Origin of the sequence: Novosphingobium sp. SG751A, assembly GCF_013149295.1 — a bacterium.
Taxonomy (GTDB): Bacteria; Pseudomonadota; Alphaproteobacteria; order Sphingomonadales; family Sphingomonadaceae; genus Novosphingobium.
In genome coordinates this window covers 1-24,136 of record NZ_JABGCB010000034.1, presented here as the reverse complement: position 1 = coordinate 24,136, position 24,136 = coordinate 1, and the positions used below count along the sequence as shown (strand labels likewise).

General features: G+C 57.8%; 20 protein-coding genes and 2 pseudogenes. 19 read left to right on the top strand and 3 right to left on the bottom strand.

From position 1 onward, the window contains the following. The 4 genes from FHW96_RS26025 to FHW96_RS24535 all read left to right on the top strand — a co-directional run. A partial coding sequence (locus tag FHW96_RS26025; protein WP_216651054.1) for a hypothetical protein occupies nt 1-287 on the top strand: 287 nt, incomplete at its 5' end. A 254-nt stretch (nt 288-541) separates the two neighbouring features. Beyond that, entirely contained in the window at nt 542-1,507 is a 966-nt protein-coding gene (locus FHW96_RS24545; protein ID WP_172343193.1) for an AraC family transcriptional regulator, read from the top strand. Between the two features lie 120 nt (nt 1,508-1,627). Beyond that, entirely contained in the window at nt 1,628-2,623 is a 996-nt protein-coding gene (locus FHW96_RS24540; protein WP_216651053.1) for an aromatic ring-hydroxylating dioxygenase subunit alpha, read from the top strand. Nucleotides 2,624-2,726: 103 nt separating this feature from the next. Further along, on the top strand, nt 2,727-3,458 hold the full coding sequence (locus tag FHW96_RS24535; RefSeq protein ID WP_172343191.1) for an EthD domain-containing protein: 732 nt from the start codon (nt 2,727-2,729) through the stop codon (nt 3,456-3,458). A 145-nt stretch (nt 3,459-3,603) separates the two neighbouring features. Here FHW96_RS24535 and FHW96_RS24530 read toward each other — a convergent pair whose 3' ends face one another. Together FHW96_RS24530 and FHW96_RS24525 are read right to left on the bottom strand one after the other, a co-directional pair. Beyond that, nucleotides 3,604-4,608 carry a zinc-binding dehydrogenase gene (locus tag FHW96_RS24530; RefSeq protein WP_172343190.1) on the bottom strand — a complete coding sequence of 335 codons (1,005 nt, stop codon included), beginning with the start codon at nt 4,606-4,608 and terminating at the stop codon, nt 3,604-3,606. Continuing rightward, nucleotides 4,605-5,285 (bottom strand): TetR/AcrR family transcriptional regulator, encoded by a 681-nt coding sequence (locus FHW96_RS24525; RefSeq protein ID WP_172343189.1) that lies wholly within the window; start codon nt 5,283-5,285, stop codon nt 4,605-4,607. Before FHW96_RS24525 ends, FHW96_RS24530 begins: the two co-directional genes overlap by 4 nt. 136 nt (nt 5,286-5,421) lie before the next feature. Here FHW96_RS24525 and FHW96_RS24520 point away from each other — a divergent pair, with 136 nt between their 5' ends. From FHW96_RS24520 to FHW96_RS24465, 13 genes and pseudogenes are all read left to right on the top strand, one after another. Further along, nucleotides 5,422-6,996, top strand: a complete 1,575-nt coding sequence (locus FHW96_RS24520; protein ID WP_172343188.1) for an NAD(P)/FAD-dependent oxidoreductase — start codon at nt 5,422-5,424, stop codon at nt 6,994-6,996. Continuing rightward, complete coding sequence (locus tag FHW96_RS24515; RefSeq protein WP_172343187.1) at nt 6,993-7,205, top strand: hypothetical protein; 213 nt, start codon at nt 6,993-6,995, stop codon at nt 7,203-7,205. The genes FHW96_RS24520 and FHW96_RS24515 overlap by 4 nt, the downstream gene beginning before the upstream one ends. Then, nucleotides 7,202-7,972, top strand: a complete 771-nt coding sequence (locus FHW96_RS24510) for an SDR family oxidoreductase (RefSeq protein ID WP_172343186.1) — start codon at nt 7,202-7,204, stop codon at nt 7,970-7,972. Before FHW96_RS24515 ends, FHW96_RS24510 begins: the two co-directional genes overlap by 4 nt. A gap of 97 nt (nt 7,973-8,069) precedes the next feature. Further along, nucleotides 8,070-9,101, top strand: a complete 1,032-nt coding sequence (locus FHW96_RS24505) for an aromatic ring-hydroxylating dioxygenase subunit alpha (protein WP_172343185.1) — start codon at nt 8,070-8,072, stop codon at nt 9,099-9,101. A 462-nt stretch (nt 9,102-9,563) separates the two neighbouring features. Further along, nucleotides 9,564-10,535: a LysR family transcriptional regulator gene (locus FHW96_RS24500; RefSeq protein WP_172343184.1), complete on the top strand. Its 972-nt coding sequence runs from the start codon at nt 9,564-9,566 to the stop codon at nt 10,533-10,535. Nucleotides 10,536-10,764: 229 nt separating this feature from the next. Then, complete coding sequence (locus FHW96_RS24495; protein WP_172343183.1) at nt 10,765-12,957, top strand: TonB-dependent receptor; 2,193 nt, start codon at nt 10,765-10,767, stop codon at nt 12,955-12,957. 254 nt (nt 12,958-13,211) lie between these two features. Beyond that, the gene (locus FHW96_RS24490; RefSeq protein ID WP_168605464.1) at nt 13,212-13,679 is read left to right on the top strand and encodes a hypothetical protein; all 468 of its coding nucleotides are present in this window, start codon (nt 13,212-13,214) and stop codon (nt 13,677-13,679) included. A 166-nt stretch (nt 13,680-13,845) separates the two neighbouring features. After that, a pseudogene (locus tag FHW96_RS26880) lies at nt 13,846-13,976 on the top strand (transposase); the annotation flags it as partial. Nucleotides 13,977-14,147: 171 nt separating this feature from the next. Further along, the gene (locus FHW96_RS24485; protein ID WP_172343182.1) at nt 14,148-15,089 is read left to right on the top strand and encodes a LysR family transcriptional regulator; all 942 of its coding nucleotides are present in this window, start codon (nt 14,148-14,150) and stop codon (nt 15,087-15,089) included. Nucleotides 15,090-15,300: 211 nt separating this feature from the next. Then, nucleotides 15,301-15,774 carry a (2Fe-2S)-binding protein gene (locus tag FHW96_RS24480; RefSeq protein WP_371815807.1) on the top strand — a complete coding sequence of 158 codons (474 nt, stop codon included), beginning with the start codon at nt 15,301-15,303 and terminating at the stop codon, nt 15,772-15,774. Further along, on the top strand, nt 15,767-18,013 hold the full coding sequence (locus tag FHW96_RS24475) for a molybdopterin cofactor-binding domain-containing protein (RefSeq protein WP_172343181.1): 2,247 nt from the start codon (nt 15,767-15,769) through the stop codon (nt 18,011-18,013). The genes FHW96_RS24480 and FHW96_RS24475 overlap by 8 nt, the downstream gene beginning before the upstream one ends. A 33-nt stretch (nt 18,014-18,046) precedes the next feature. Continuing rightward, nucleotides 18,047-18,421, top strand: coding sequence for a c-type cytochrome (locus tag FHW96_RS24470; protein WP_253951242.1), 375 nt, complete (start codon nt 18,047-18,049; stop codon nt 18,419-18,421). Between the two features lie 54 nt (nt 18,422-18,475). After that, nucleotides 18,476-20,824, top strand: coding sequence for a TonB-dependent receptor (locus FHW96_RS24465; RefSeq protein ID WP_172343180.1), 2,349 nt, complete (start codon nt 18,476-18,478; stop codon nt 20,822-20,824). A gap of 469 nt (nt 20,825-21,293) precedes the next feature. On the opposite strand, the pseudogene FHW96_RS26370 reads toward FHW96_RS24465, so the two are convergent. Next, nucleotides 21,294-21,404: pseudogene (locus FHW96_RS26370) on the bottom strand (IS630 family transposase); the annotation flags it as partial. A 179-nt stretch (nt 21,405-21,583) separates the two neighbouring features. On the opposite strand from FHW96_RS26370, the gene istA reads away from it, so the two are divergent. Together istA and istB are read left to right on the top strand one after the other, a co-directional pair. Next, a complete protein-coding gene (gene istA / locus FHW96_RS24460; RefSeq protein ID WP_172343179.1) occupies nt 21,584-22,834 on the top strand; it encodes an IS21 family transposase in 1,251 nt (416 codons plus the stop codon). Next, entirely contained in the window at nt 22,831-23,496 is a 666-nt protein-coding gene (gene istB, locus FHW96_RS24455; RefSeq protein WP_305849713.1) for an IS21-like element helper ATPase IstB, read from the top strand. Before istA ends, istB begins: the two co-directional genes overlap by 4 nt. Nucleotides 23,497-24,136: the final 640 nt, after the last annotated feature.

The following is a 24,136-nucleotide window of genomic DNA, read 5'->3' as shown; positions in this document are numbered from 1 at the left end:
GCACTCTCCTTACGCAGTGCGAATGGACACTGCGTAAGGCGCGCTCATCGCGATTGTGCATCAACCTGGCAACACGACCAAGGCCGGACGCTTACACGCGGTCGGCAATGACGCGTCTATCAAACGCCGCAGATTACGCCCAAGCCGAAACGGGAATCAGCGTCATTGCAAAAGCCATTATGTTGCTGTCGGTCTGTGTTGCGGCGTTCAGTGTCGATCAGCCGGCCCTGATCGGCGGGTATTCGATTTTGTGCTGCAATGCTTCTCAAGGTTCTATATGGCGCTAGCCTCGCCTTTATCGTGACAATGCTTTCGCTCCGACAGGAATGGGCTGCATAGAGCCAAATCTGCCATGTTTCAAAGACTTCTCCGAATCAAAAATGGCCACTCTGCTATCGATATAGGCTCTAGACGTGACCCTCTCGAATAGTCCGTTTTGTAATGAACTTTCACTCAACCGTTGGGATGGGATGCTTGCTGCACGCCGCTGATCGGTTAAGATTGTGCTTCTCATCCCAGGTCAGGAAATTGGCGGCGCAAGATGGATTTGCTTGGTAACGCTCTGCTGTCGATCAAGGTGCTTTCCAATTCGATTGGGGTGTTTGATTTCGGTGGCCAATGGGGCTTTGGTCTGACGCAGGTCATGCCTGATTTCGCCTGTAGCCTGACTGTGCTCGAAGGTCGTTGCTGGTTATGCACCGCGGGTTCGCCGGGCACGTGGCTGGGGGCGGGCGAAACCGCCATTGTGCTCAACGGCACGCCCCACAGCTTTGCCAGCGATCCTGATGCGCCGGTTCTGGCGCTGCTCGACCTGCTCTCGCGGAATGGCGCGGCGACGTTTAACCCCGTGACGCGCCGCGATGCGCCTTTGCACCTCACGATGGGGGACGGAACGCCGCGCACGCGTATTTTGGCGTTAGCCTATCTGTTGCGAGAACCTGACCGTAACCCTGTACTTTCCGACTTGCCGCCCTCATTTGTTATCCGGCAAGAAGCGGAGGCCATCTTCCCATGGCTATCCAGCCTTTCCGCCTATCTGGTTGAGCAGAAGGGGGGGCATCTGCCCGGCTATACGGCGACTGCATCGCATCTGGCCGATCTGATGTTCACCAGCTTTTTGCGGTCTTGGATCGCCAGCGATTCGGGGGCGGGCACAGGCTGGCTTAAAGGCCTCTCCGATCCGCAGATCGGGCGCGTCCTGTCGCTGGTGAATGCGCAGCCGATGGCGAAATGGACCGTGGATACCATGGCACGCGAGGCCAACATGGCACGATCAACCTTTGCGCGCCGCTTTTCCGAACTGTTGTCTCAGCCTCCCATGGATTACGTGCTGGGCGTCCGGTTGAGTGCTGCGCGCGATATGATGCTGAGCCAGCGTCTGCCGATCGCGCAATTGGCCGAGAATGCCGGTTATCAGTCTGAACGGGCCTTTCGCTCTGCCTTTGTCCGGTGTTATGGCATGTCGCCCCGCGACTATCTGAAGGCACAGCATAAAGCGCAGGGTTGAGCGAATTGAGCCGATTTTAGAAAGTTTCGGGTATATAAGCCACCGAAGAACTGTGGCTATCTTCACCCCAGCATAGAGTTGGGGAGAGTGAAAATGAGCTTTTTGCAAAATGCCTGGTATATGGCGGCCTGGGCAGATGAAGTAGGCCCAGATGCGCTGCTGTCGCGCACGATTCTGTCAAAGCGCATTGTGTTTTATCGCGGAACGGATGGGGCGGTGCTTGCACTGGCTGATCGGTGCAGCCACCGTTTTGTGCCGCTCAGCATGGGCCAGCGCCACGGGGATGAACTGCAATGTCCCTATCACGGGCTGCGCTTTGGCCCTGGCGGGCAATGCACGCGCAACCCCCATGGCGACGGGCGCATCGCACCTAACGCCGCCATCCGTGCTTTTCCCACCCAAGAGGCGGGCTTGATGATCTGGGTGTGGATGGGCGATGCCGCCTTGGCTGATCCGGCTTTGATCCCGGACTACACGCTCCTGGCCGCCGCGCCAGAGACCGGGCGCATGCGCGGTATGTTGCACGTCGCGGCCAATTACCAATTGCTTAGTGACAACATTATGGACCTCAGCCATGTCGATTATCTGCATGCCGACACACTGGGGGGAGGTTCGATCTCACGGTCCAACGCCGGGGTGAAAGAGGAGGATCGCACAGTAACGATCACTTGGCAGGTGGACAGCGACAATGTGCCCCCCGCCTTCGCTCGGGAAATGCCCGACCCGGCAACGCCTGCCCGTCAGCGTACGCAGGTGACCTGGACCGCCCCCAGCGCCATGGCCCTGACCATCGAGATCGAGCGGCCAGATGACAGTCCCGTGGGAGCCACGGCATTTCACATCATGACGCCTGAAACGCTCACCACCACCCATTATTTCTACGCCAATTGCCGCAGCTTTCGGCAGCATGATGCCGAATACAACGCCATCGTGACAAAGGTGATTACCCATGTCTTCATGGAGGAAGACAAGCCCATGGTCGAGGCACAACAGCACGCTATCGGCAGTGCCGAACTGATGGACCTTAAGCCGTTGGTTCTGTCGCCTGATACAGGAGCGATCCGCGCAAGGCGCAAGCTGGCCGCGATGATCCGCGCCGAACAAGCTGTGGCCTGAAGGCGACTCTTCACCAACACCTGCTTTCTTGAGCCCATCCCACCCGATCCCAACCGCGCCGGAATCATATCTGGCCGGTGGGAGCATTTATCAGGATCAACAAATGCTGAAAATCATCATTGGCGGTCGCCGCAGGGCTGGTATGACCCATGCCGAGTATTCGCACTACGCTGAACATTGCCACGGTGGGACCGTTGCGCACAATCCGGGCAGCATGGAGACATATATGCAAAACCACATCCTTGATGCCGCGTTTGGCACCAAGGAGGATGGCTGGATTTCTGGTGCCGATTTCGACTCATTTAGCGAGATCAGCTTTGCCGATGGCACGGCCTTCGCCCAATCGCTTGCCGATCCCTACTACCATGATACCATTCAGCCCGATGAGTTGAACTTCGTGTGCCAAAGCCGGGTTATCCTATTGGCAACGCGGGTGGAGGAACAACCGGTGGCCCATCCCGGCACCGCGCGGTTGAAGTTGATGCGTTTTATCGCCAGCAATGGCAGGGCCGACGCGGAAAGCTTTGAGGCGCAGTGGCAAGCCGAGGCAAAGCGGATTGCCGACCATTCCGCCCTGAAACCGATGCTGCGTAGGATGACGCGCAGCATCAGCCTCGACGGCTTTGCGGCCCAACTTCCCGCCGGTTTCATCGCCAACGCCCCGCTCAGCCCCTATGTGGGCGTGGACAGCCTGTGGCTTGATGCAGAGGATGACGATCAGGCCATCGCGGCCTATCGCTTGGCGATCGAGGAAGCCGAATCCGCGCTTTTGCCGCTTTTGGAGCGTCGTTCGGAGATCTTGTTCATCGTGGAGGAGCGTAGCATCGTTGCGTAATCCTCGCTGCAGCTAAATGGAAAGGGGCGCAAAGTTCAACCTTTGCGCCCCTCTTTTTGTCACGAAGAAAGGTATCGGCCACATCGTAGAACGCGCCCGGCGAAGAACCGAGGCGCGCCTCTACGCCATCTCGCGGTGGCTTGGATCACTGCGATGACACTTCCAGAACTATTTTGCCCGATGCGGTCCGGCTTTCCAGCAAGGCGTGAGCTGCTGCTGCCTCACCCAAAGCGAAAGAGGGGCCCAGCAGCGGTTTTACGCGGCCTTCCCGCCAGCGCTGGACGAGCGCGTCCAGCGCAGCACCCAGTACCTGGGGACGATGGGCGAAATAGGTGGCCAGAAAGAAGCCGGTAACGCTGATGCTGCGTTCCAAAAGACCACCGACAGGCACATCCAGTAGTTGGCCATCGGAAGAGCCGAACACAACCAATCGACCAAACGGCCCAAGCAGTGAAAGGCCAGCCAACATCGACTTTCCGCCTCCGCGGTCGAGGACGATATCCAGCGCTCGCCCATTAAGCGTCCGAGTGATTTCGTCTGACCAGTCCGATTGAGATGAGTCGATCACGGCAGTAGCGCCCGCTGCATGTGCGTAATGACGATTCTGCTCGGAACTTGCCAATGCCACGATATGGCCTGCGCCAAGATCAGCGGCGATCTGCACGGCCAAAGAGCCGACCCCACCTCCTGCGCTTGGGATCAGCACCGCTTCCCCGGCGGCCAATTTCGCGGCTTCTGTCAGCATGAACCACGCCGTCAGGCCTTGGATAAACAGTGCGAGCGCAACCGCCGCGGGCAAATCCTCGGGGACAGATGCCAGTTGCACGGCGGGCACCGCGACATATTCGGCGTAACCGGCCCCCGGGCAGGAACCGATGACCCGAGTTCCCGTTTGAAGCGTGACGCCCGGGCCTACGCTATCGATCCAGCCTATGAACTCGCTGCCCGCGATAGCGGGCAAAGTGATGGATGCCGGATAATAGCCATGGCCGCGCTGCACGACGTCCGCAAAATTTACCCCCGCTGCCTCGACCCGGATCAGCGCCTGCCCCGGACCGGCAACAGGGCGCTGGACTTCCTCCAGAATGAGGACATCAGGTGTTCCGCGCCGGTGGTAGCGAACGGCGCGCATATCTTTGCTCAAGGTCATTGGTTTCCATCCTTTGAGTCGGAAGGCGGGGCCGCAGCTGCCAGCCCGCCGGTAATGAAGGCCAAGAGATGATCGCCCAATCGATCAGTGGCATGCTTGCTGCTGGTGGAGCCGGCAAAAAGTTGATCGATGAGTTCTGGATGGCCCAGTGTGAGTGAGTAGGCGCCCAGCGCACCGAACATGCGCCAGGCAATTACATCGCGTGAGAGGTCGGGACGGATCTGGGCGAGGACCTCAATGTAGCGTTGATCCACGACAGCGAGCGACTTGGACATCGTCTCTCTGATTTTGTCGTTGACGTCGGACCAGAGAACGAGCCCCATGAGATGGGTGAAAATGATTCTGTTTTCGGTGATCGCGTGATTTTCGAAAACCGGATCGAGCCATGCTCGCACAACGTCTTCGAGCATGGGGGCTGTATTCGCCCGGAGCAACGCTTCCAGCCGATCCGACCGAGCCGTCGCCACCTTCTCGCATTCAGCGGTAAAGATGTCGGCGAACAGGCTTTCCTTGCTTCCGAAGTGATAGTTGATCGAGGCGATATTGCTGTGAGCGGCAGCTGCGATCTCGGCTATTCGCACGTCGTTATAGCCTCGTGAAAAGAACAGCTTGGTAGCCGCTTCGACGATACGGGCGCGTGTGGTTCCTGGGCCTTTCTTCAGCCGATTGGCAGTCATGTCATCTCCCCCTTGGCGCAACCGATGTATCGTCCAACCTGCTCACCGGCAATCTGAGATCGCGAAGTTGTTGCCTCGATTTAAACCATCATTTAAAGTGAGTCAACGAATCGATAGTGAACGGAGAGAAATGTCCATGGCGCAATATGATATCGTTGTTGTAGGGGGCGGGCATAATGGCCTGGTCGCTGCGGCTTACCTTGCCAAGGCGGGAAAGCAGGTCATCGTCCTTGAGGCGAAACCCTTCTTCGGCGGCGGCGTGGTCACACGGGAGTTGACGGTTCCCGGCTTTAAGCATGACCAGCACAGCATGAGCCACATCATGCTTCAGGCCAATCCGCTGATTGTGAATGATGAGTTGGGGCTAAAGTCGAAATTCGGCCTGAAATACAATTTCCCCAAGCGCCCGTTCGTGTCGATCTTCGAGGACGGTTCCTCAATCAGCATGTTCACGGACCCGGCCGCCAATGTGGCGGAGATCGCCCGTTTCTCTGCCGAAGACGCGCAGGCCTACGCGGAAGTTTCCGCTCTTGGCGCCAAGCTCCTGCCCATGCTTACGGCTGGCATGTTCGTCCCGCCGGCACCTTTTGGTGCGACGTTTGCGATGCTGGATCAAAGCCTTGAAGGCCGCGTGATGCTGGACATCCTGCAGCGCAGTGCCTGGGATCTGGTGAGCGATCGCTTCAAGAATGAAAAAGTCCGCATGCATTTCCTCAAATTGCTGAGCGAGAATCTGGCGGCGCCCTTCGAGCGTGGCACCGGGATTGGCCTGCTATTTTTTGTCGCGGCCATCGAACGCTACGGGTGCGGCGCGGCAGTGGGCGGAAGCGGCGAATTGTCGCGGGCGCTTGCCGATTGCATCAAGAGCCATGGCGGCGAGATCCGCTGCGATACACCGGTTACCAAACTCATCGTCAGCGGCGGCCGCGCAACCGGCGTGCGGACGGCCGATAATGAAGAAATCATGGCGCGCGATGCCGTCATCGGCGCGATCCACCCGCATCTGCTCGGTCGGTTCATCGATGGGCTCGACACAGGCGTTGTTCAGCGCGCCGAGCGTGTGCAGCAGGCGGCCTACAGTGCCTTCGCCGTCCATGCGGCGCTCAATGAACCGCTGCGCTTCAAGAGCGACGAGAATGTCGATGATGGTTACGTGGTCGAACTGCACTCGGGTGGGATGGAGGATTTCCTGCGCAAGTTTGACGACATGAAATATGGTCACTTGCCCAAAAAGCCTCTGATTGGGGCCTCCTCGCCATCGGTGGCGGATACGACGCGCGTTCCTGAAGGCAAGGCGACCTTCTACGCCTTTTCCTATGCACCTTATGAGCTTGCCGATGGCGGCGCTGCGGCGTGGGATCGCATCAAGGAGCAGCATCAGCAGCATATAATTGATGAAATCGGACTGTTCTGCCACAACCTTGATGCTGACAACATCATTGCCGTGCATTCGGACTCGCCGCTTGATCTGGAACGAAGCTCGCCCAGTTTCCAGCGCGGCGACATCCATGGCTGCGCCCCCTATCTCAATCAGTTCGCGGCGCACCGGCCAACGCCCGACCTTGGCAACTATACGGTGCCCGGGGTTGAGCGGATGTACCTTGTCGGTCCCTTCCTCCATCCCGGTGGCGGCGTGTTCGGCGCGGGCCGCGGTACGGCGATCCGCATGTTTGACGATCTGGGCATGGATTTCGACAAGGTGATCTCGTGAAGATACTCTCGCAGGACCGAAGCAGCCTCATGGAGGTGACGGCGCTCGATATTTCCTCGGGCGAGCTTGTGATCAAGGGCAAGGTTTTCGGCACCATGCCAATGTCTGCACGCCTGTCGCCGGATGAGGCGCGAAAGGGTTTGAAGCTCCTCAGCCCCCGCATCCTCATCTTCTTGCTCACGTTCCTCTTTCGGAGTGGCAAGTCGTGACGGCCCCGGTATCAAGCCGGGTCGCGGCTATCACTGGGGCGGGTTCGGGGGTAGGGCGGGCGACCGCGCTGCGCTTTGCACGCGAGGGATATAGCGTGCTCCTGTGCGACCGCGTATCCTGCGATGGCGTTCTTGAGGAGATTGGCAGCTCCGGAGGCCGGGCCGAGGCCATAATGATCGATCTTGCGGATGCGCGTTGCGGAGAGATGATCGTTGGGCAGGCATCCAAGCTGTTCGGTGGTCTGGATGTTCTGATCCACAATGCCGCAATCGGGACATCTGGCTCGGTCGAGACGGTGCCAGATGTTGATTTCGAGCGCGTGCTGGATGTCAATCTTATGGCGGGCATTCGACTGGCACGCGAAGCGGTGCCGATTATGCGGGAGCGTGGCGGCGGGGCAATTCTGTTTACCGCGGCGCTCGCGGGACACCGCTACGTGCCCAATGCGGTTGCTTATGCGGTGAGCAAGGCGGCGTTGATTCACCTAACCCGTTGCATGGCAATCGATCATGGGCGCGATGGTATCCGCACCAATTGCGTCACTCCGGGGCCCATTAACACGCCTATGTTGCACGAGGCGTCGGCGGTTTATGGTATCCCGGTGGAAGCGATGCGCGCCGGAATGCCGACCGGGCATATCCCGGAACCCGATGAGATTGCGGCGACCTATGCGTTTCTGGCAAGCCCGGCCGCGCGATCAATCAACGGCCAGGCGATCGGCATGGATGGGGGGATGTCAGTGGGATTCTTTTCGCCCAAGCCATAGTTTACGCATTAGGTCGTTATAAAAAAGGCTGGCGCCGTCCTGCGGTGCGGTGATCTTGCATCCGTCAACGAGCGCCAGCCAACTGGGAGAGAGCATCATGAACCCGAACTATATTCGTGAGGCGTGGTACCCGGTTGCCTTGGTGAGCGAGATTGAACCGGGCAAAATGATCGCGCGCGCGGTGATGGACGAGCCTCTGGTCTTGTTCCGAAATTCTCAGAATGACATCAGTGTGCTGTCTGATGTTTGCCCGCACCGGTTTGCTCCATTGAGTATGGGGCGGATCGATAAGGGTATCATCACGTGTCCTTATCATGGGCTGGAATTTGACAGCAAAGGGCATTGCGTCCGCAACCCCCATGGTGAAGGGGTTATTCCCAAAGCGGCGCCATTGCGAAGCTATCCCGTTAAGGCGGATCGCGGCATTGTCTGGTTGTGGACGGGCCTTGGCTATCCCACCAACGACATTCCTGAACTGGATTTCCTCGATCTGCCGGCAAGCGCCGTTGCGGAAGGTTTGTTCAACTCATCAGGCCATTATCAGCTTGTGATCGATAACTTGCTCGATCTGAGCCACGCCGATTTTCTGCACCCCGGCCTGCTTGGAACTGGCGGGGCGGTTACAGGGCAGACCCCTAAAATCACACGCGAAGGCAATAAAATCACCAGCCTTTGGACCTGGGAGGATAGTCAGGCGATGGCTCTGTTCTCCCCTTTCTTGCCAGAGGGCGGTGCGCATTCAGATGGCTGGCTCAAGGTCGAATGGTCGCCCCCGGCGCGTTTGGTCATTTCATCGGGGACATCATCGCGGCTTGATCGGACAACCAAAGAGCTGAAGATCGAGGCCATCCACGCCTTGACTCCGGCAACCCCCGATTCGACCCATTACTTGTTCCGGGCCGTTCGCAATTGGGCCCTTGAGGATCAGGCGATGACGGACATCACGACCCGTGCCGTGATGGCGGCTTTCACAACCGAGGACGGGCCAATGATAAAGGCCGTGCAAGACAACATGCGGGGCCGGGACTTTTGGAAACTTCGCCCTTGGTTACTGTCAGGCGACGGTGGCGCTGTGATGGCACGAAGGGCGATCGAACGGTTGGTCAAGGAGGAGCAGGCGGCGCCTTGAACGCTCTGGCGCGGGGCTGGCGGCGAAGGGGCGAACTGGCCATGGAGTGCTTGGGACGCTTTCATTGTCGATGCTTTGCCGGAGGTGGGAAATGGGCATGGCTCAGGCTCAAACTCGAAATTGATTTTGAAAACTCTCGAGCCCCTTGAATTTGGGATTCTCTGCTGAAGCCGGAGGCTGTTTGGGATGTTGTGTTTGCTGTTTTGGTTGTCGGATCGGGCGTGCGCCGTGATCGGACCACGTTTGACTGATCGCCCGCCCGAAGCACCGCGGTTTGATGGCCGACATGTGATATCTGGTGTTATCCGCTTGCGCAGGTGTATTGGTCGCTGGACCGACTGTCCAGTCAATGATGGCTCTCCGACGAGATGGAATTGCCTGGGCATCTGGACCCGCATTCTGACGGTTTTGACTGAAGAAGGCTGGATCGCACAGATCAGCCGTCTCAAGATCGCATAAATCATGTCTGCACCAGTCAATCTAGCGGGCGTTGACCTGAACCTGCTGCTCGCGTTCGAAGCCTTGCTGAAGCACGGGAGTGTAACACATGCCGGAGCCGCGATCGGTTTGAGCCAGCCAAGCATGAGCCATGCGCTCAAACGGTTGCGGCATCTCTTAGATGATGAGTTATTCTGTCGCGACGGTTCAGGGATGCAGCCGACCCCGCGTGCGCAGGAATTGGCCCCCAATATCATAGAGGGGCTCGCGCTATTGCGCGCCGCAGTGAACCAAAAGATCGAATTCGTTCCCACCGAGTCTGATCGCCGTTTTATCCTGGGTATGTCGGATGTGGCGGCCTTTGGTGTGCTCCCTTTGCTGATGCCTGCATTAAGGCGGCTGGCGCCCAAGATGGACCTGATCGTCGTTGACCTCGCAGCGGCTGAGGCAACAGAACAATTGCGGCTCGGAAAGATCGACCTCGCCCTGAACGCCTTCGTTGAAATTCCAGCCGAACTGCAAAGTCGTACGCTTTTCACCATTCCCATGACCTGCGTGGTGGACCGGCGCAATCCGCGATTGAAGGACGGGGCGCTGAGTCTGGAGGCCTTCAAGGAACTGCCACATGTTCAGGTCGCGGGGGCGCGGTCAGGTCTCGTTACCGATTATGAGGTGCAGGCTATCGGCATTCGGAGACGAGTCGCGCTTCAGGTTCCCCATAGCCTTGCAGTGCCCGCCGCCGTGCTGGGCACGGATCTCATCGGGATCCTCGATAGTCTCACCGCCAGTGCATTTCAGGATTGGCCTGACTTATGTTTTGTGCCGCCGCCCATCCCGATGGCGCCCGTTGGCGCGCTGGCCTTGTGGCATTCCCGCAATCAGTACGACTCCGGCCACAAATGGCTCAGGGAGCTAATATTTGAACTGCAAATGTGCAAGAGCGAGGAGCCGGGACGGTCACGCCACCAGCTACAGCCCTTCCCATTAACTCGATGAATAGGGCCATACGGAATATCGATTTCCAGCATAGTGGCCGCTGCCGTATGACAATTTTGAAAACAAGAGAGAAGACCGACCTGATGAACAGGCGGCCATTGTAAAACGCCCCCTTTTTGATCGACTGTCCTTGCATCCATGGGATCAGGGCCGCGGCGGCAATGTCGGTGGCCGTCAACGCGGCCAAGGTCAAAGAGCGGGCGGTTTATAACCATGGGAGGGAACCAGAATGAAAACTTATCTTTTACTGTCCACATGCGTGCTCGCATCGGCTCTGGCTGTTCCGGCACATGCCCAGACGGCGGCCTCATCCAGGCCGGATACCAACGCCAAGCCAGCGACTGTGGAAGAAATTGTGGTCACGGCGCAGCGCCGTGCGGAAAACCTGCAAAACGTGCCTATCTCGGTCACCGCAGTAAGCGCAACGAGGTTGTCGAGCGCTGGTATCACCAATGCGCAGGCTTTGGCGACGGTCACTCCGGCGCTGACAGTCAATAACGCCTCGGGCTATTTCCTGCCCAAAATCCGCGGGATAGGCGCCTCCACATTTGGGCCGGGTCTTGAAAATTCCATCGCGGTCTATGTCGACAACGTATATTATGCCGCTTCCTCGGCCTCCCTGTTCTCATTCAACAATATCGAGCGAGTTGAAGTGTTGAAGGGACCGCAAGGCACGTTGTTCGGGCGCAACGCCACGGGTGGTCTCATCAACATCCTCACGAAAGATCCTTCCAGGACGCCTGGCGGCTCGGCCAGTTTGTCTTATGGAAATTATCAGACAATTTCAGGAAGCCTCTATCTCACAACCGGGCTCTCCGATAATGCTGCCATCGATATTTCGTTTGTCGGCAGCCATCAGGGCAAGGGCTTTGGAACGAATCTGGCAACCGGGCGCGACGTTAACAAGACCGACAGCGACATTGGCCTGCGCTCCAAGCTGTTTTGGGAGCCTGGACCCAATACGGCCATTCGATTGAGCGCCGACTATTCACAGACGCGTGGGAATAGTCCCGCATTTCGGGATTTCCCCGGTGAACAACCGCTGTTTGGTCTGGCCAGAACAGGTTCGCCGTGGGACGCCAACGCCAATGTCGAGCCGAAACAGAATAGCAGCAGCGGCGGCGCGGCGCTGAGGATCGACCAAGGTCTGGGCAGCATCCAACTCGTCAGTATCTCGGCTTATCGCAGCTCAACCACTAATTTTGCTTTCGATTTCGATCTCACTCCGGTCCCGGCGCTAGGCATTTTTGTCAAGCAGAACGACCGGCAGTTCACTCAGGAGCTGCAGCTTCAATCGAATAAATCATCCTATATCAAGTGGGTCTTGGGTGCCTTCTATTTCCACGGGTACAGCGCCTATGTTCCCAGCGATCTTGTCATTGGCTTTCCATTGGACCAGCCGGGTTCTCCCTTCTTTCCATTTTCTCGGATGCGGACCACAGGGACTGTGAAGACCGATTCCTACGCGGGATATGGTCAGGTGACCGTACCGGTCGGACCTTCGACAAACATCACAGGCGGTTTGCGCTATACGTCAGAGCGGCGCAGCATTGACGGCATGAGTTCTGCGCAGCTGCCTGACGGGTCCTTCATCGACCTCTTGCCCCCTGGCGTTGGCAATCAGTCCAAGCAGTTCAACAAGCTTACGTGGCGCGTGAGTGTCGATCACAAGATCAATAATATCCTGCTTTACGCCTCGTACAATCGCGGGTTCAAGGCTGGCGGGTTCAATCTAGGCACGCCTGAGCAGCCTGCGTTCGAACCTGAAGTTCTCGATGCCTATGAGGCTGGGCTGAAAATGGATCTGCTGGACAGACGCCTGCGCTTCAATCCTGCCATTTTCTATTATGATTACACCAATATCCAGGTGCCTAAGCCTCTTCCCACCGGAACGGTCGGCATCGTCAACGGGCCATCGGCGAAAATCTACGGCCTCGACATTGACGGTGAGGCCATCATCAGTTCGCGCCTGAAACTGAACTTTGGCGCGACGGTGATTCATGACCGTTTTGGCGATTTCCCCAATGCACTGATGAACACGCCCAATCCGGCGGGGGGTGTTATTCAGACCCTTTTCAATGCGCGTGGAAATCGGATCCCGGTCACGGCTGACTTCAGCACGAGCCTTGGAGGGCTCTACACCTTGCCTGTCGGCGCCGGGGATATGGTTTTCTCCGTCGATTGGAATCATAACGATGGATATTTTACAAATGTCGATAATCTGCGCAGGCAGAAGTCCTTCGAGATGGTGAACGCATCGATCACCTTCAACACTGCGGACGAAAGGTTCAGCCTTCGTGGCTGGGTCAGAAATATCGGAAACGAGGCGGTTCTGCTCTATTCCAATTCCAGTAATACCAGCTCGGCGGCATCTTATGGGGCGCCGCGTACATATGGTCTGACTTTACAAACTAAATTCTGATAATTTAAAGCTATCAACAAAATTTGAAATGCAGTTGTCGATAAATATTTGATATTCATATGGTTAATATTTTTATACATATTTTTTATAATAATATTTCTAGTATAAATGGAATTTAATCGCAAATAATTATATTTTGGAGAATATGATGGTGTGTCGTGCAACGAGAAATAGGTTGGGCGGTTTTCAAGCGTGTCGTGGGTGCGACTTTGGCGATGCGCCGTGCTGCACATGTCGGACTGGAGTGTGAAACGATGACCAGTCTCCCTGCCATAGAAGCCTATGTTCGCAATGAAACCCGCATCAGTGTCGTGATAAACGCCGTTATCTCTGCGGTTCTGTTTCTTGTCGTATTTGGTTTGGATGGGCCGGTGCAGCTTTGGGGTTTCGGGCAATGGATAGCCGATTTTCTGCCGCAAAGCTTCATGACCACATTTATGAGTGTTCTCGTTCCCGGCGCGCTCGCCCGTCGAAAGTTGAAGGCCGGGGCGCTGACGCGGATTGGTCATCGCTCTTTCCTGCCCGCCAAATTGCTGCCGCGGGGGCTGATCCTGGCGGTGGGATCCGCATTCATTGGCACGGCGTCGATCGCCGTCTTTGTCTGGCTGGTGGGAGCACCCTCGATCGCGCCGGTGCCTGCACTCGTTCTCAAGGCGATATATGGTGCGGGTCTGGCGTTAATTGTAACGCCTCTTTCGCTCCGCGCAGAACTGGCGTCGTGATGCGATCCTTCCCCGCTTTTGCCAAGGATTATCACTTGGGGATGATCGATGTTGCCTTGGTCGGCGGTTATTCACCTTAAAATGGATCGATCGGGGGGGCACGAGAGGCACTCTGGGGGCTTTTGTGGTTTATTGTGATGCTCGATCTGCCCTTCAAAGATCCCTCATGATGATCAAGGAGCAAGAGGCGGGGCTGCCAACTGTGAAGGTTTGCCGGCAGCACGGGCCGACTATCGCAACCTTTTACGAGCTGAAGGTCAAATATGGTGGTTCGAGGTGTCCAATGCCCGTCGTCTTTGTCAGGCATTGAGCCAGCCTATGCCACGCCAAGGTAACAACCCATGCGCGCGCCTTCGTCCCATCGGTTCTGACGCTTTTGACGCCGAGCCGCTTATCGGTAAAGCCAATAGAAATGGATTTTTATATAAGTCTTCATAAACGGCACCGCGAAAATTATAAACGGAATTCATGATGGCTGACCCTCTGCTCCGGATGGATCTAAATCTTCTGTTGGTGCTTGAAGCGATGTTCGAGGAACGCAGCGTATCGCGCGTTGCCGTGCGGCTTGGGCGCAGCCAACCGGCAATTAGCGCCTCTCTTACACGATTGAGAACTTTGTTCGACGATCCGCTCTTCATTCGCAGTCGTGCAGGCATGTCGCCAACGCCGCGCGCATTGGAACTCTCAGATAGTATCCGGCCTCTGCTGCCTAGGCTGCGCAGCGCCATCGAAGTCTCTTCCGACTTCGATCCTGCTCAGTCGACCCGCACCTTTACCATTGCCACGGTGGATGACCTTGAACCGTTTATGGGGCCGGCGATCATCAAACGTCTTTCGCACGAAGCGCCATTGGCCCGGCTGCGGCTGGTCAACAGCGATGGCTCGCCGCTCCCCTACAAGGATCGCGAAGACATTGACGTGATGCTCACGGTGCTGCCTGGCCAAGCCCCGAGCTGGCTGCATACTCAAAAGCTGGCTGATGCCGATTATGTCATGGTCTATGATCAGTCGATCATGCCCGGCAGATCAGGTGCGCTCGACGACTATATTAATGCGCGGCATTTGCTGGTCTCGTTCCGCGGCGATTTCCGGGGGGTTGCCGACAATGCACTAGCCTCAATGGGTTTAAAACGCCAGGTAACCATGGTGACGCCGCGATTTTCGTCCGTCTACTTCATGCTGCATGGCACCGATCTTGTCGCCACCCTGCCGGCCTATGTCGCCAAGGTCATCCCGGCGTCCTTCTCGCTGACGTCGTGTCCTTTGCCCTTTTATATCCCGCCTGTGGAATTCTTCATGTGCTGGCATAGGCGTACCGATGCAGATCCAGGCAATCGATGGTTCCGCAATCTGCTCGCAGAAATTTTTGTACAAAATTGGCAAGCGCACATGTCGGACGGCCCAAAATAAGAAAACAACCGCATCGGGGCGTGGGCCAGCGCGGGAGTAGAGGCGCGCGTCCTGCCGCGGCGTCATCTCTCTCCCAAAGAATGCGTGTGTGCCGATCGACGAGCGGCTTTGAGGACATAAAATAAACATGATGGATATTGTAATATATTATATATAAATTTGTCTTATCTTTTCCGCGATTTATGATGCCGCCTCAGGGAGGACGACGGAGGTGGCAGACATTATTACGGTGATCGTCAATGGTGAGCCTAGAGAGCTACGCGTTCCGCCGGAAATGCCGTTGGTGTGGGCGCTGCGCGAAGAGCTGGGGCTGACCGGAACCAAATTGTCATGCGGTATTGGCCTATGTGGCGCCTGTACGGTCCATGTTTCGGGCAAGGCCGTGCGTAGCTGTGTGACGCCGATTGGCGAAGTCTCGGGGCCTGTCACCACCATTGAGGGATTGTCTTCGCCCGGCGGTCTCCATCCGGTTCAGAAGGCATGGATCGAGAACGCTGTCGCCCAATGCGGCTTCTGTCAGTCCGGCTTCATCATGGCGGCTGCCGCGCTGGTGGACGAAACCCCGGGCGCGCAGCATGCTGAGCTATTGCAGCAGATGACGAACATTTGCCGCTGCAGCACATTTTCCCGAGTTCGCCTTGCGATGTTGACGGCGGCCGGACATGGGGTGAAGAGCCATGACTGAAGCGCTGCAGGTTGATCGTCGGCGGTTTCTGGGCGGGGCGGGCGCTGTCGTTCTGACATTGGTCTGCGGTGATCGCGGGATCGCCCGGACTTTCGGTGTGCCAGAACCGGTTGCGACCGAACAGGTCTTCTCCGCATGGCTGAGCATCGACGCGCGAGGCATGGTTACGCTGGTCAACGCCGAGGCGGAGATGGGGCAGGGGACCAATACCGCCATGGCGATGCTGGTCGCCGAGGAGCTGGAAATCCCCTGGGGCAGGATAACGACAGTCCCGATGACCGCCCGCCCGATCTATACCAACCCCGCCTTTGGCATGCTCAAGACCGGGGCATCGTTAAGCCTTAAGGGGCGCTATCTGCAATTGCGTCAATTGGGCGCGGCGGCGCGGCAAATGCTGGTGCAAGCAGCGGCTCAGGAGTGGAAAGTGCCATCGCAGGCATGCAGGGCGGTGGCAGGCGAAGTCCATGGTCCAGACGGGCGGTCAATGCCCTATTCCAGTCTTGTGGCGGGCGCCGCCAGTCTCCCCGTGCCGCAGGATGTTCCGCTCAAGCCGCGTGCCGACTGGGCCATTCTGGGCAAACCGCAGGCCCGGATCGATATGGCCGACAAATGCACCGGCAAAGCCCGCTACGGCTTTGACAAGACCGTACCTGGCATGGTGCAGGCCGCGCTTGTTCACGCACCGCAGTTTGGTGCGCGGGTAAAGGCCGTGGATAGCAAGGCGGCGCTGGCCGTAGCCGGGGTGACGCGGGTGATCGCGCTCGACTATGCGGTTGCTTGCATCGCCTCGACAAGCTGGAGCGCGCTGCAAGGGGCTGATGCGCTGGTCATCGAATGGGAAAACCCGGATCCGGCGGCGGTGATCGATGACGCCAAGATCGATGCCATGCTTCGCGACGGCGTGGCGGGCAAGGTGCAGGGACGGAACGGCTTGATTCCCGCCCACAAGGTGGGTGATCCTGCCGCTGGTTTTGCCCAGCCTGGCGTCCTCGCGGTTTCGGCCGAATATTCCACCCCTTACCTCGATCATGCCTGCATGGAGCCCACCAGTGCGATTGCCCATGTGCGCCCGGATGGCATCGACATCTGGTCAAGCACGCAATCGCCAGCGATGATCTATCACGCCGCCAAGCTGCTTTACGGTTTCGAGGCCGACAAGGTGCGGGTGCATCAGCAGCCCATCGGGTCCAGCTTTGGCCGCAGGGCGCAGATCGACGGCGAGCTGGAAGCCATGGTCCTCTCGCGCATCATTGGCGGTCCGGTCAGAGCCATCCGCTCGCGTTCCGAAGACATTCAACACGGCTTCTATCGCCCCGCATCGCGTTCCGCCCTGCGCGGAGCGGTCAAGGATGGCAAGATTGTGGCGTGGAGCCATCGCTGCGCCAGCCAGTCCTTGCTCGACAATTACGCGCGCTATTTCCGTGAGTATGGCATCGATCTGAAAGAACTGGACAAGCTGACCGGCCCTGCCGGCGCATCCGGTTTCAATTTCGCGCCTTTCGACTTGATGAGCGTGGACGGGACGCCGTCCAACGCCGTCTATGCGATTCCCAATGTGGAGGTGGCGTCAGCGAAGATCGATGTTCCCATCCCGACGGGCTGGTTCCGTGGGGTAGGGCAGACCAACAACCTGTTTGCAACCGAGTGCTTTGTCGATGAACTGGCGTATGCCGCAGGGCAGGACCCCCTCGCGTTCCGCAAAACGTTGTTGAGCGGGCAGCCGCGCTTCCTTGCCGCTCTTGATTGTGCCGCGCGGGAGATCGGTTGGGACAAGAAACCGGCCAAGGGTATCGGTCGTGGCATTGCCATAACCAATATGTCAGATGCGGTTACGGTGGCCATTGTCGAAGTTGCGGCAAGCAAGAGCGGCTTTGAGATACGCCGCGTTGTGCTGGCCGTCGACAATGGCATCGTCATCAACCCCGACGTTGTGGAAGCGCAGACTCAGGGAGGGTTCCTGTTCGGACTGGGCGCCGCGCTTTGGGGCCGGATCTCGATCGCCGAAGGGCGGGTGGAGCAGACCGGCTTTGCTGATTACCGATTGCTAACGTTGCAGCATTGTCCGGCGCTTACCGTCATCCAGATGCCGAGCGATGATCCACCCAGCACCATTTCCGAAGCGGCGGCGACCGTTGCCGCTCCCGCGCTGGCCAACGCGATCTTTGCGGCTAACGGGCGGCGTCTGCGTGATCTGCCTATCGCGCGTAACGATTTCGAGTGTCGAGCGACGGTGGCCTGAAATCAGTGAATGCGAGAGGAAGGGTAGAGGCAGATGAAAAAGCGGATGCGTCTGCAATTGTTTTTGGCGGCACTGCCGTTCTCTTCAACTGCCTTTGCGCAGACGCCGCCGCCTGAAGGTCGCGCTGTCTATCAATCCCACTGTGCATCCTGTCATGGAGGCGACAATGCTCAGGCAAGCTTTGGTCCTTCATTGGCCGGCGTATTTGGCAAGCTGGCCGCCAGTGTACCCGGCTTTGCATATTCTTCGGCGATGCGGAACGCCAAGCTGGTCTGGGACGCGGAGACGCTCGATCGTTTTCTAGCCGCTCCGACGAAACTCGTTCCAGGCACAAAGATGCCGGTGGCGCTGTCCCGCCCCGCAGATCGTGCCGAGGTTATCGCGTATCTCAAGCAACAAGCAAAATAACATACTCGGGCGCAGATTCAAAAATCGCGCTGAAAGAATCATGGGGGAGTTATCATGAAAAAGAGAGCATTACTTCTTGGTTGCGCGATATTTTTGTTCATCGACGGCGTAGCATGGGCGCAGGATGCAAATGGTGCCAAAGCAGCTGCCACCGGCACGGCCAATCAGGGCATTCAGGACATTGTCGTAACCGCGCAACGCCGATCGGAAAACCTGCAACGCGCAGCTGTGGCCATCAGTGCGGTTTCAGGAGAATCGCTGAGAGCAGCAGGCATCTCGAAGCCTACAGAGCTGAGCAACATCGTTCCGGCCTTGGAGGTGATATCGGCAGGGGGCCCCTATTCGCTGTTCTATCTGCGCGGCGTCGGCAATTTCTCGGGTACGGCGCTTGCGGATGGAGCTGTCGCTTTCAATGTGGACGGGGTCTATTTGGGCCGTCCATCTTCGACGACCGGTTTCTTTTACGATCTTGAACGGGTGGAAGTGCTGAAAGGTCCTCAGGGAACGCTTTACGGCCGCAACGCAACCGGCGGTGCCGTAAACGTCATAACGAAAAAGCCCGTGTTGGGGGCGTTCGAGGGCTACGCTGACGCAGACTATGGCAATTATAATGCCCTTTCGGCAAACGGCGCCATCAATGCGCCCTTGGGAGAGAATGCGGCGTTGCGCGTTGCCGGCACATTTGTCCGCCATAATGGCTATATGAAGGACGGCAGCGACGATCAGAATGACCTGGGAGGCCGCGCGTCTTTGTTGTTGAAGCCGGTGAACAACTTGAGCATCACCATTACGGGTGATTATTTCCGCCAGCATAACATTGGCGTTGGCGCGATCCCGGTCCAGTTGGGCATCGATAACCGCTATGGCATCCAATCACTGGAGGCACGCGCTTACTATGCGTCGCAGCCGAGTCCCATTCTAGGCCGAACGTTCGATCCGATCTCGGCTGACCGGTTTCAGCGCAACAGTTTCTGGGGGATTGCATCCACCATCGAATACAAGGCCCCCATCGGCACGTTTACTCTTGTTCCGGCATACCGACGCAGTAATATCGATCAATTGTCGGACGCCCCCGGCTTCTATCTGCGGCAGGTGGAGCACGACAGACAATTCAGCATGGAAGGCCGGCTGGCTCTGAATGATATCGGGCTTCTTCGGGCGATCGTGGGCCTATTCTATTATAACGAGAAGAATGACATTCCTCTGTTCAGCGTCAATGAGCAGGCGAATGCCACTTTCGAAAGCTACACGCAGAATATTTCGAGTATGGCTGCATTCGGTCGACTGACATGGGCTGTGCGAGACAATCTTCGTCTGGGTGTCGGTGGCCGCTATACGACCGAAGACAAGAAGTATAATGCGGTTTCTTACGGCACAACGCGTATCTGCCTCAACCCCACCAGCTATTTCCCCACTTATGTCCCGGGATGCCCGACGGCGCCGACTATTCCGTATAGTCTGACGCCACCCGCCGTGGATTTTAATCCGGCGCCGGATGGCACGATCACCGTTCCCACAGACATCAATTTGACCGGCGCGAACGCCAGGCGCGCCAGCTTTGACCGAGTAACATACCGTCTGTCGGCGGATTGGGACATGACGCCATCGAATCTGTTCTATGTGAGTTACGAGACAGGCTTCAAATCGGGGGGCTTTTTTACAACCACCGATGCCGGAGTTTTCCGCCCTGAATCAATCGGTGCCCTGACGTTCGGGTCCAAGAACCGATTTTTCAGGAACCGGCTGCAAATCAATCTGGAATTGTTCGACTGGCTTTACAAGGATCAACAGATTTCGCATCTGACGTATGATTCACAGGGCCACTCGATATTCGGGACAGAGAACGTCGGGCGCGCCAGAATGAGGGGCGCAGAGGTCGAGATGCGGCTGCGGCCCACTGCGAACACGCTGCTGAGCGCCGATGTGCAGTTTCTCGATGCCGTGTATAACAGCTTCGTTTATAATACGCCCAATTCGAACGGCGGCATCAACAACGGGACAGGATGTAGCACGGTTGGTGCGCCGACGACCGTCTATGTGGTTGACTGCTCGAACAAGCGGCCGCCCAACGCGCCCAAATGGAAGCTTGTTCTGGGTTTGCAGGAAACCATTCCCTTCGCCAGTGGAGCGCGTCTGGTTTTTGATGGCTCCGCGCGTTATCAGTCCGACACGCTCACCGGCCTGCAATTCTTGGCGGAGCAATATCAGAAAGCCTATTGGATGGCCGATGTCCAAGGCATCTATCATGCTGCCGGCGATCGCTTCTCGATTGGCGGGTATGTCAACAATATATTCGATAAGACCGTTATGAATTCCACTTTTCCTGTGCCGTTCGGCCTCTTCAACACCGCCAATCTGCGCCCGCCGCGCACCTATGGTGTCAGGGTCGGCATGAAGTTTTGAGCCGGATGGGAGCTGCGGAGGCGAGGGTTCCTGGCCAAAGCTCCCATCCATTCTATTGTCCCCGAAATAGCGGATCACGTCCCCGCACGCGGGGTAGTATCCGAGGTTAGCGCTGCTGGCGGGCTGAGCGCATTCCATAGTAGGCTGTAGCGGCCAGCCGGCAGTGCGGGTTTTACCGTGATTTTCGGATAGGTATCCCTCGCAGTTCGGCGCGACGCGCCAACTGGATGGCACCTTGACCGATTACAGAAGCCGTCCAGGCTTTACAAAGCATGTGAACTGAGGTGGTCCCGCTTTGCTGGACAGGTTTGCGGCGGAGTTAAGCTCAAACCGGTGTCGTCATGCAGCGAGTTTGGTCATCAGATCATGGGGGCATGCCCCCCATGATCTGATGTGCCGATGTGCCCATATGCCTCTGCTGGTGTTCTACCGGCGAGCGCGAAATGGGGCCGATGGTGGTTATAGTAGTGAACCAGGCGCGCCGCCGCGCGAGAACGTCGGGCCGCTCCTGCTCGCTGGCGTGCGCCGTTTTTTTGACGGTCATCGAGTGACGATCGAGAAAACGCCAGATCGTGCTCGGGGCGAACACGACACCATGTTCGGAACGGAGCAGTTTGTGAGTGCTGGTTGTATCCTCCCCAAATGTGCTGGTTGAAAATTCCTCAGGTTGAACACTGCGCCTGATGGAAATGGGGGCATGCCCCCATTTCCATCAGGCGGCACATTTATCCCTGCTGATGCCGAAGAAGGGGCGCGCAGGTGATAGGACTGAGGGAGGTCGTTTTGATCCAGAAACTCAAGAGACAAGGGCTCAGTATCAGCGCCATTGCGCGCCAGACCGGGCTCGACCGCAAGACGGTGAAGAAATATCTGGCCAATGGCCTGGAGGCGCCAGCCTATTCCCCACGCAAACCGGTGGTCAGCGCTGCGGAGACGTATCGCTCCTATCTGCTGGAACGGATGACAGCCTATCCTGGCCTGTCTTCGCGCAGGCTGCATCGTGAGATCCGCGACATGGGCTATAAGGGGGCCTATTCGTCGCTAACAGAATACCTGCGCCAGATCCGCCCGCCGATGCCCAAGACCTATGAGCGACGCTTCGAGACGGGCGTCGGTATTCAGGCTCAGGTCGATTTCGCCGAATTCCAAACGGTCTTCACCAGCGAACCGGGTATCGTGCGTAAGGTCTGGTTGTTCAGCATGGTGCTGGGGCACAGCCGCTGGCTGTGGGGACGTTTCTGCCCGAACCAAGGGCTAGAAACGGTGATGCGCTGTCACATCGCAGCCTTCGAGGCAATGGCTGGCTGCTGCACCGAAATTCTCTACGACCGTATGAAGACCGCTGTTATCGGCGAGGATGCCGCCGGTGTGGTGACCTATAATGCCTCGCTGGTTGCGCTGCTGGCTCATTATGGCGGTGCGCCCAAGGCCTGCAAACCCTATCGGGCAAAAACCAAGGGCAAGGTGGAGCGGCCCTTCCGCTATATCCGCCAGGACTTCTTCCTCGGCCGCAGTTTCCGTGACCTCGACGATCTCAACGCCCAGTTCGACACATGGCGCGTCGAGATCGCCAATGCTAGGCAGCATGCTACCACGGGACGGATCGTACGCGAGCATTTTGAGGAGGAGCGGCCTCATCTGCGTCCATTGCCAGCTCTGCGCTACGATGCTGTCCTGACCGTCGAGCGGCGGATCAGTTGTGAAGGCATGGTGGCGGTGGCCGGCAATTATTACAGCGTCCCTGACACCGCCCGTCGCCGTGTCGTCGAAGTCCAGCACCATACCCACGAGGTTCAGATCTTCGAGGAGGGGCAACTCATCGCCCGGCATCCCGTGTTGGAAGGCAAAAACCGCAAGCGTATCGAGCCAGGCCATCGCAAGGCCCCGCCGTCGAAACGCGCCGAGATGTTACCCGCGACACCGCCGCCGCCGATCCTCCAGCGCCCTCTGGCCTTTTACGGTGCGGTGGGTGAGCGCCTGGCCAGCCTCAATGCCAAAGGTGCCGCATGATGTCGGTCACCGAACGCATCCGGCAAAGCCTGCTGGCCCTGCATATGGCCCGCGCGCTCGAAACGCTTGATCACACGCTGGGCAGGCTGGAAAAGGGCGAGATCAGCGCCATCGAGGCCATCGACGACCTGCTGGCCGAGGAACTGAACCTGCGCGAAGGGCGGCGCATCGGCGTGGCGCTACGCACCGCGCGCCTCATGCCGATCAAAACCATTGAAAGTTTTGACTTCTCCTTCCAGCCCTCGCTCGACCGGCATCGCATCACCGCGCTGGCCCAACTCGAGTTCATCAACCGGGCCGAAGTGCTGCATTTTCTCGGGCCGCCCGGCACCGGAGAATCGCATTTGGCCACGGCCATCGGCGTGGCTGCCGTCAGAGCCGGGCGCAGCGTCTATCGCTGCTCGCTGGCCGAACTGATCGAGGCGCTCACAAGAGCCGAACGTGAGGGGCATCTGTCTGAGAAAATCCGCTTCTACACCCGCGCCTCGCTGCTCATCGTCGATGAAATCGGCTACCTGCCCATCACGCCGGGCGGCGCCAATCTCTTCTTCCAGCTCGTCAACGCCCGCTACGAAAAGGGCGCCATGATCCTAACTTCCAACCGCGGCTTCGCCGAATGGGGCGAAGTCTTTGGCGAGCCAAGGAATTGGGAATACCCCTGATCTTGATCGACTTATCACTCATGTGACTGTGACGTCGCGGACTGACCCACTGTTTGGGCTGCAACTTGAAGTGCTCCAGTTGGTTTCTGATCGAGGTTCACGCTGGGTGACGGTTCGAACACCGAACGGCAGTAGAAAAAACATCTGCCGAACCGCTACCGATCTGGCTGAGGCTCTGCCCGACTCAAAATCAACTCCGTTGGTCTCAGGAGCGGTGCTTCTGCGAGTCGTTAGGCAGATTGAAGCGTTATCGCTGCATCTGGATGAGGACAGCCGCAATGACGAGAATGAAAGGCGTGCCGCCGACGCTGCCGAATGTCTGGCTTCATCTGCCGGAACTGACACGACGAAGGCTTGCAGTTCAGATCGCGCGGGCATTACGCGCGACGACAAGCGCTCGCGCCGGTGATCCCGATGTTGAGCACCCTTCCTTCAGATGATCGGATCAGCACCGCCCATCACGCGAAGCTGGCCTATGTTTATGTTCGGCAATCAAGCGTCGGCCAAATCCGACACCATTAGGAAAGTACGGCGCTCCAATATAGGCTAGGACGTAGACTCATTATCCAGCGCACCAGATGCGAGCGCATATGAGCTTGACGGCGGCGAGGTAGTTTTCGGGACACTTGTCGTAGCGGGT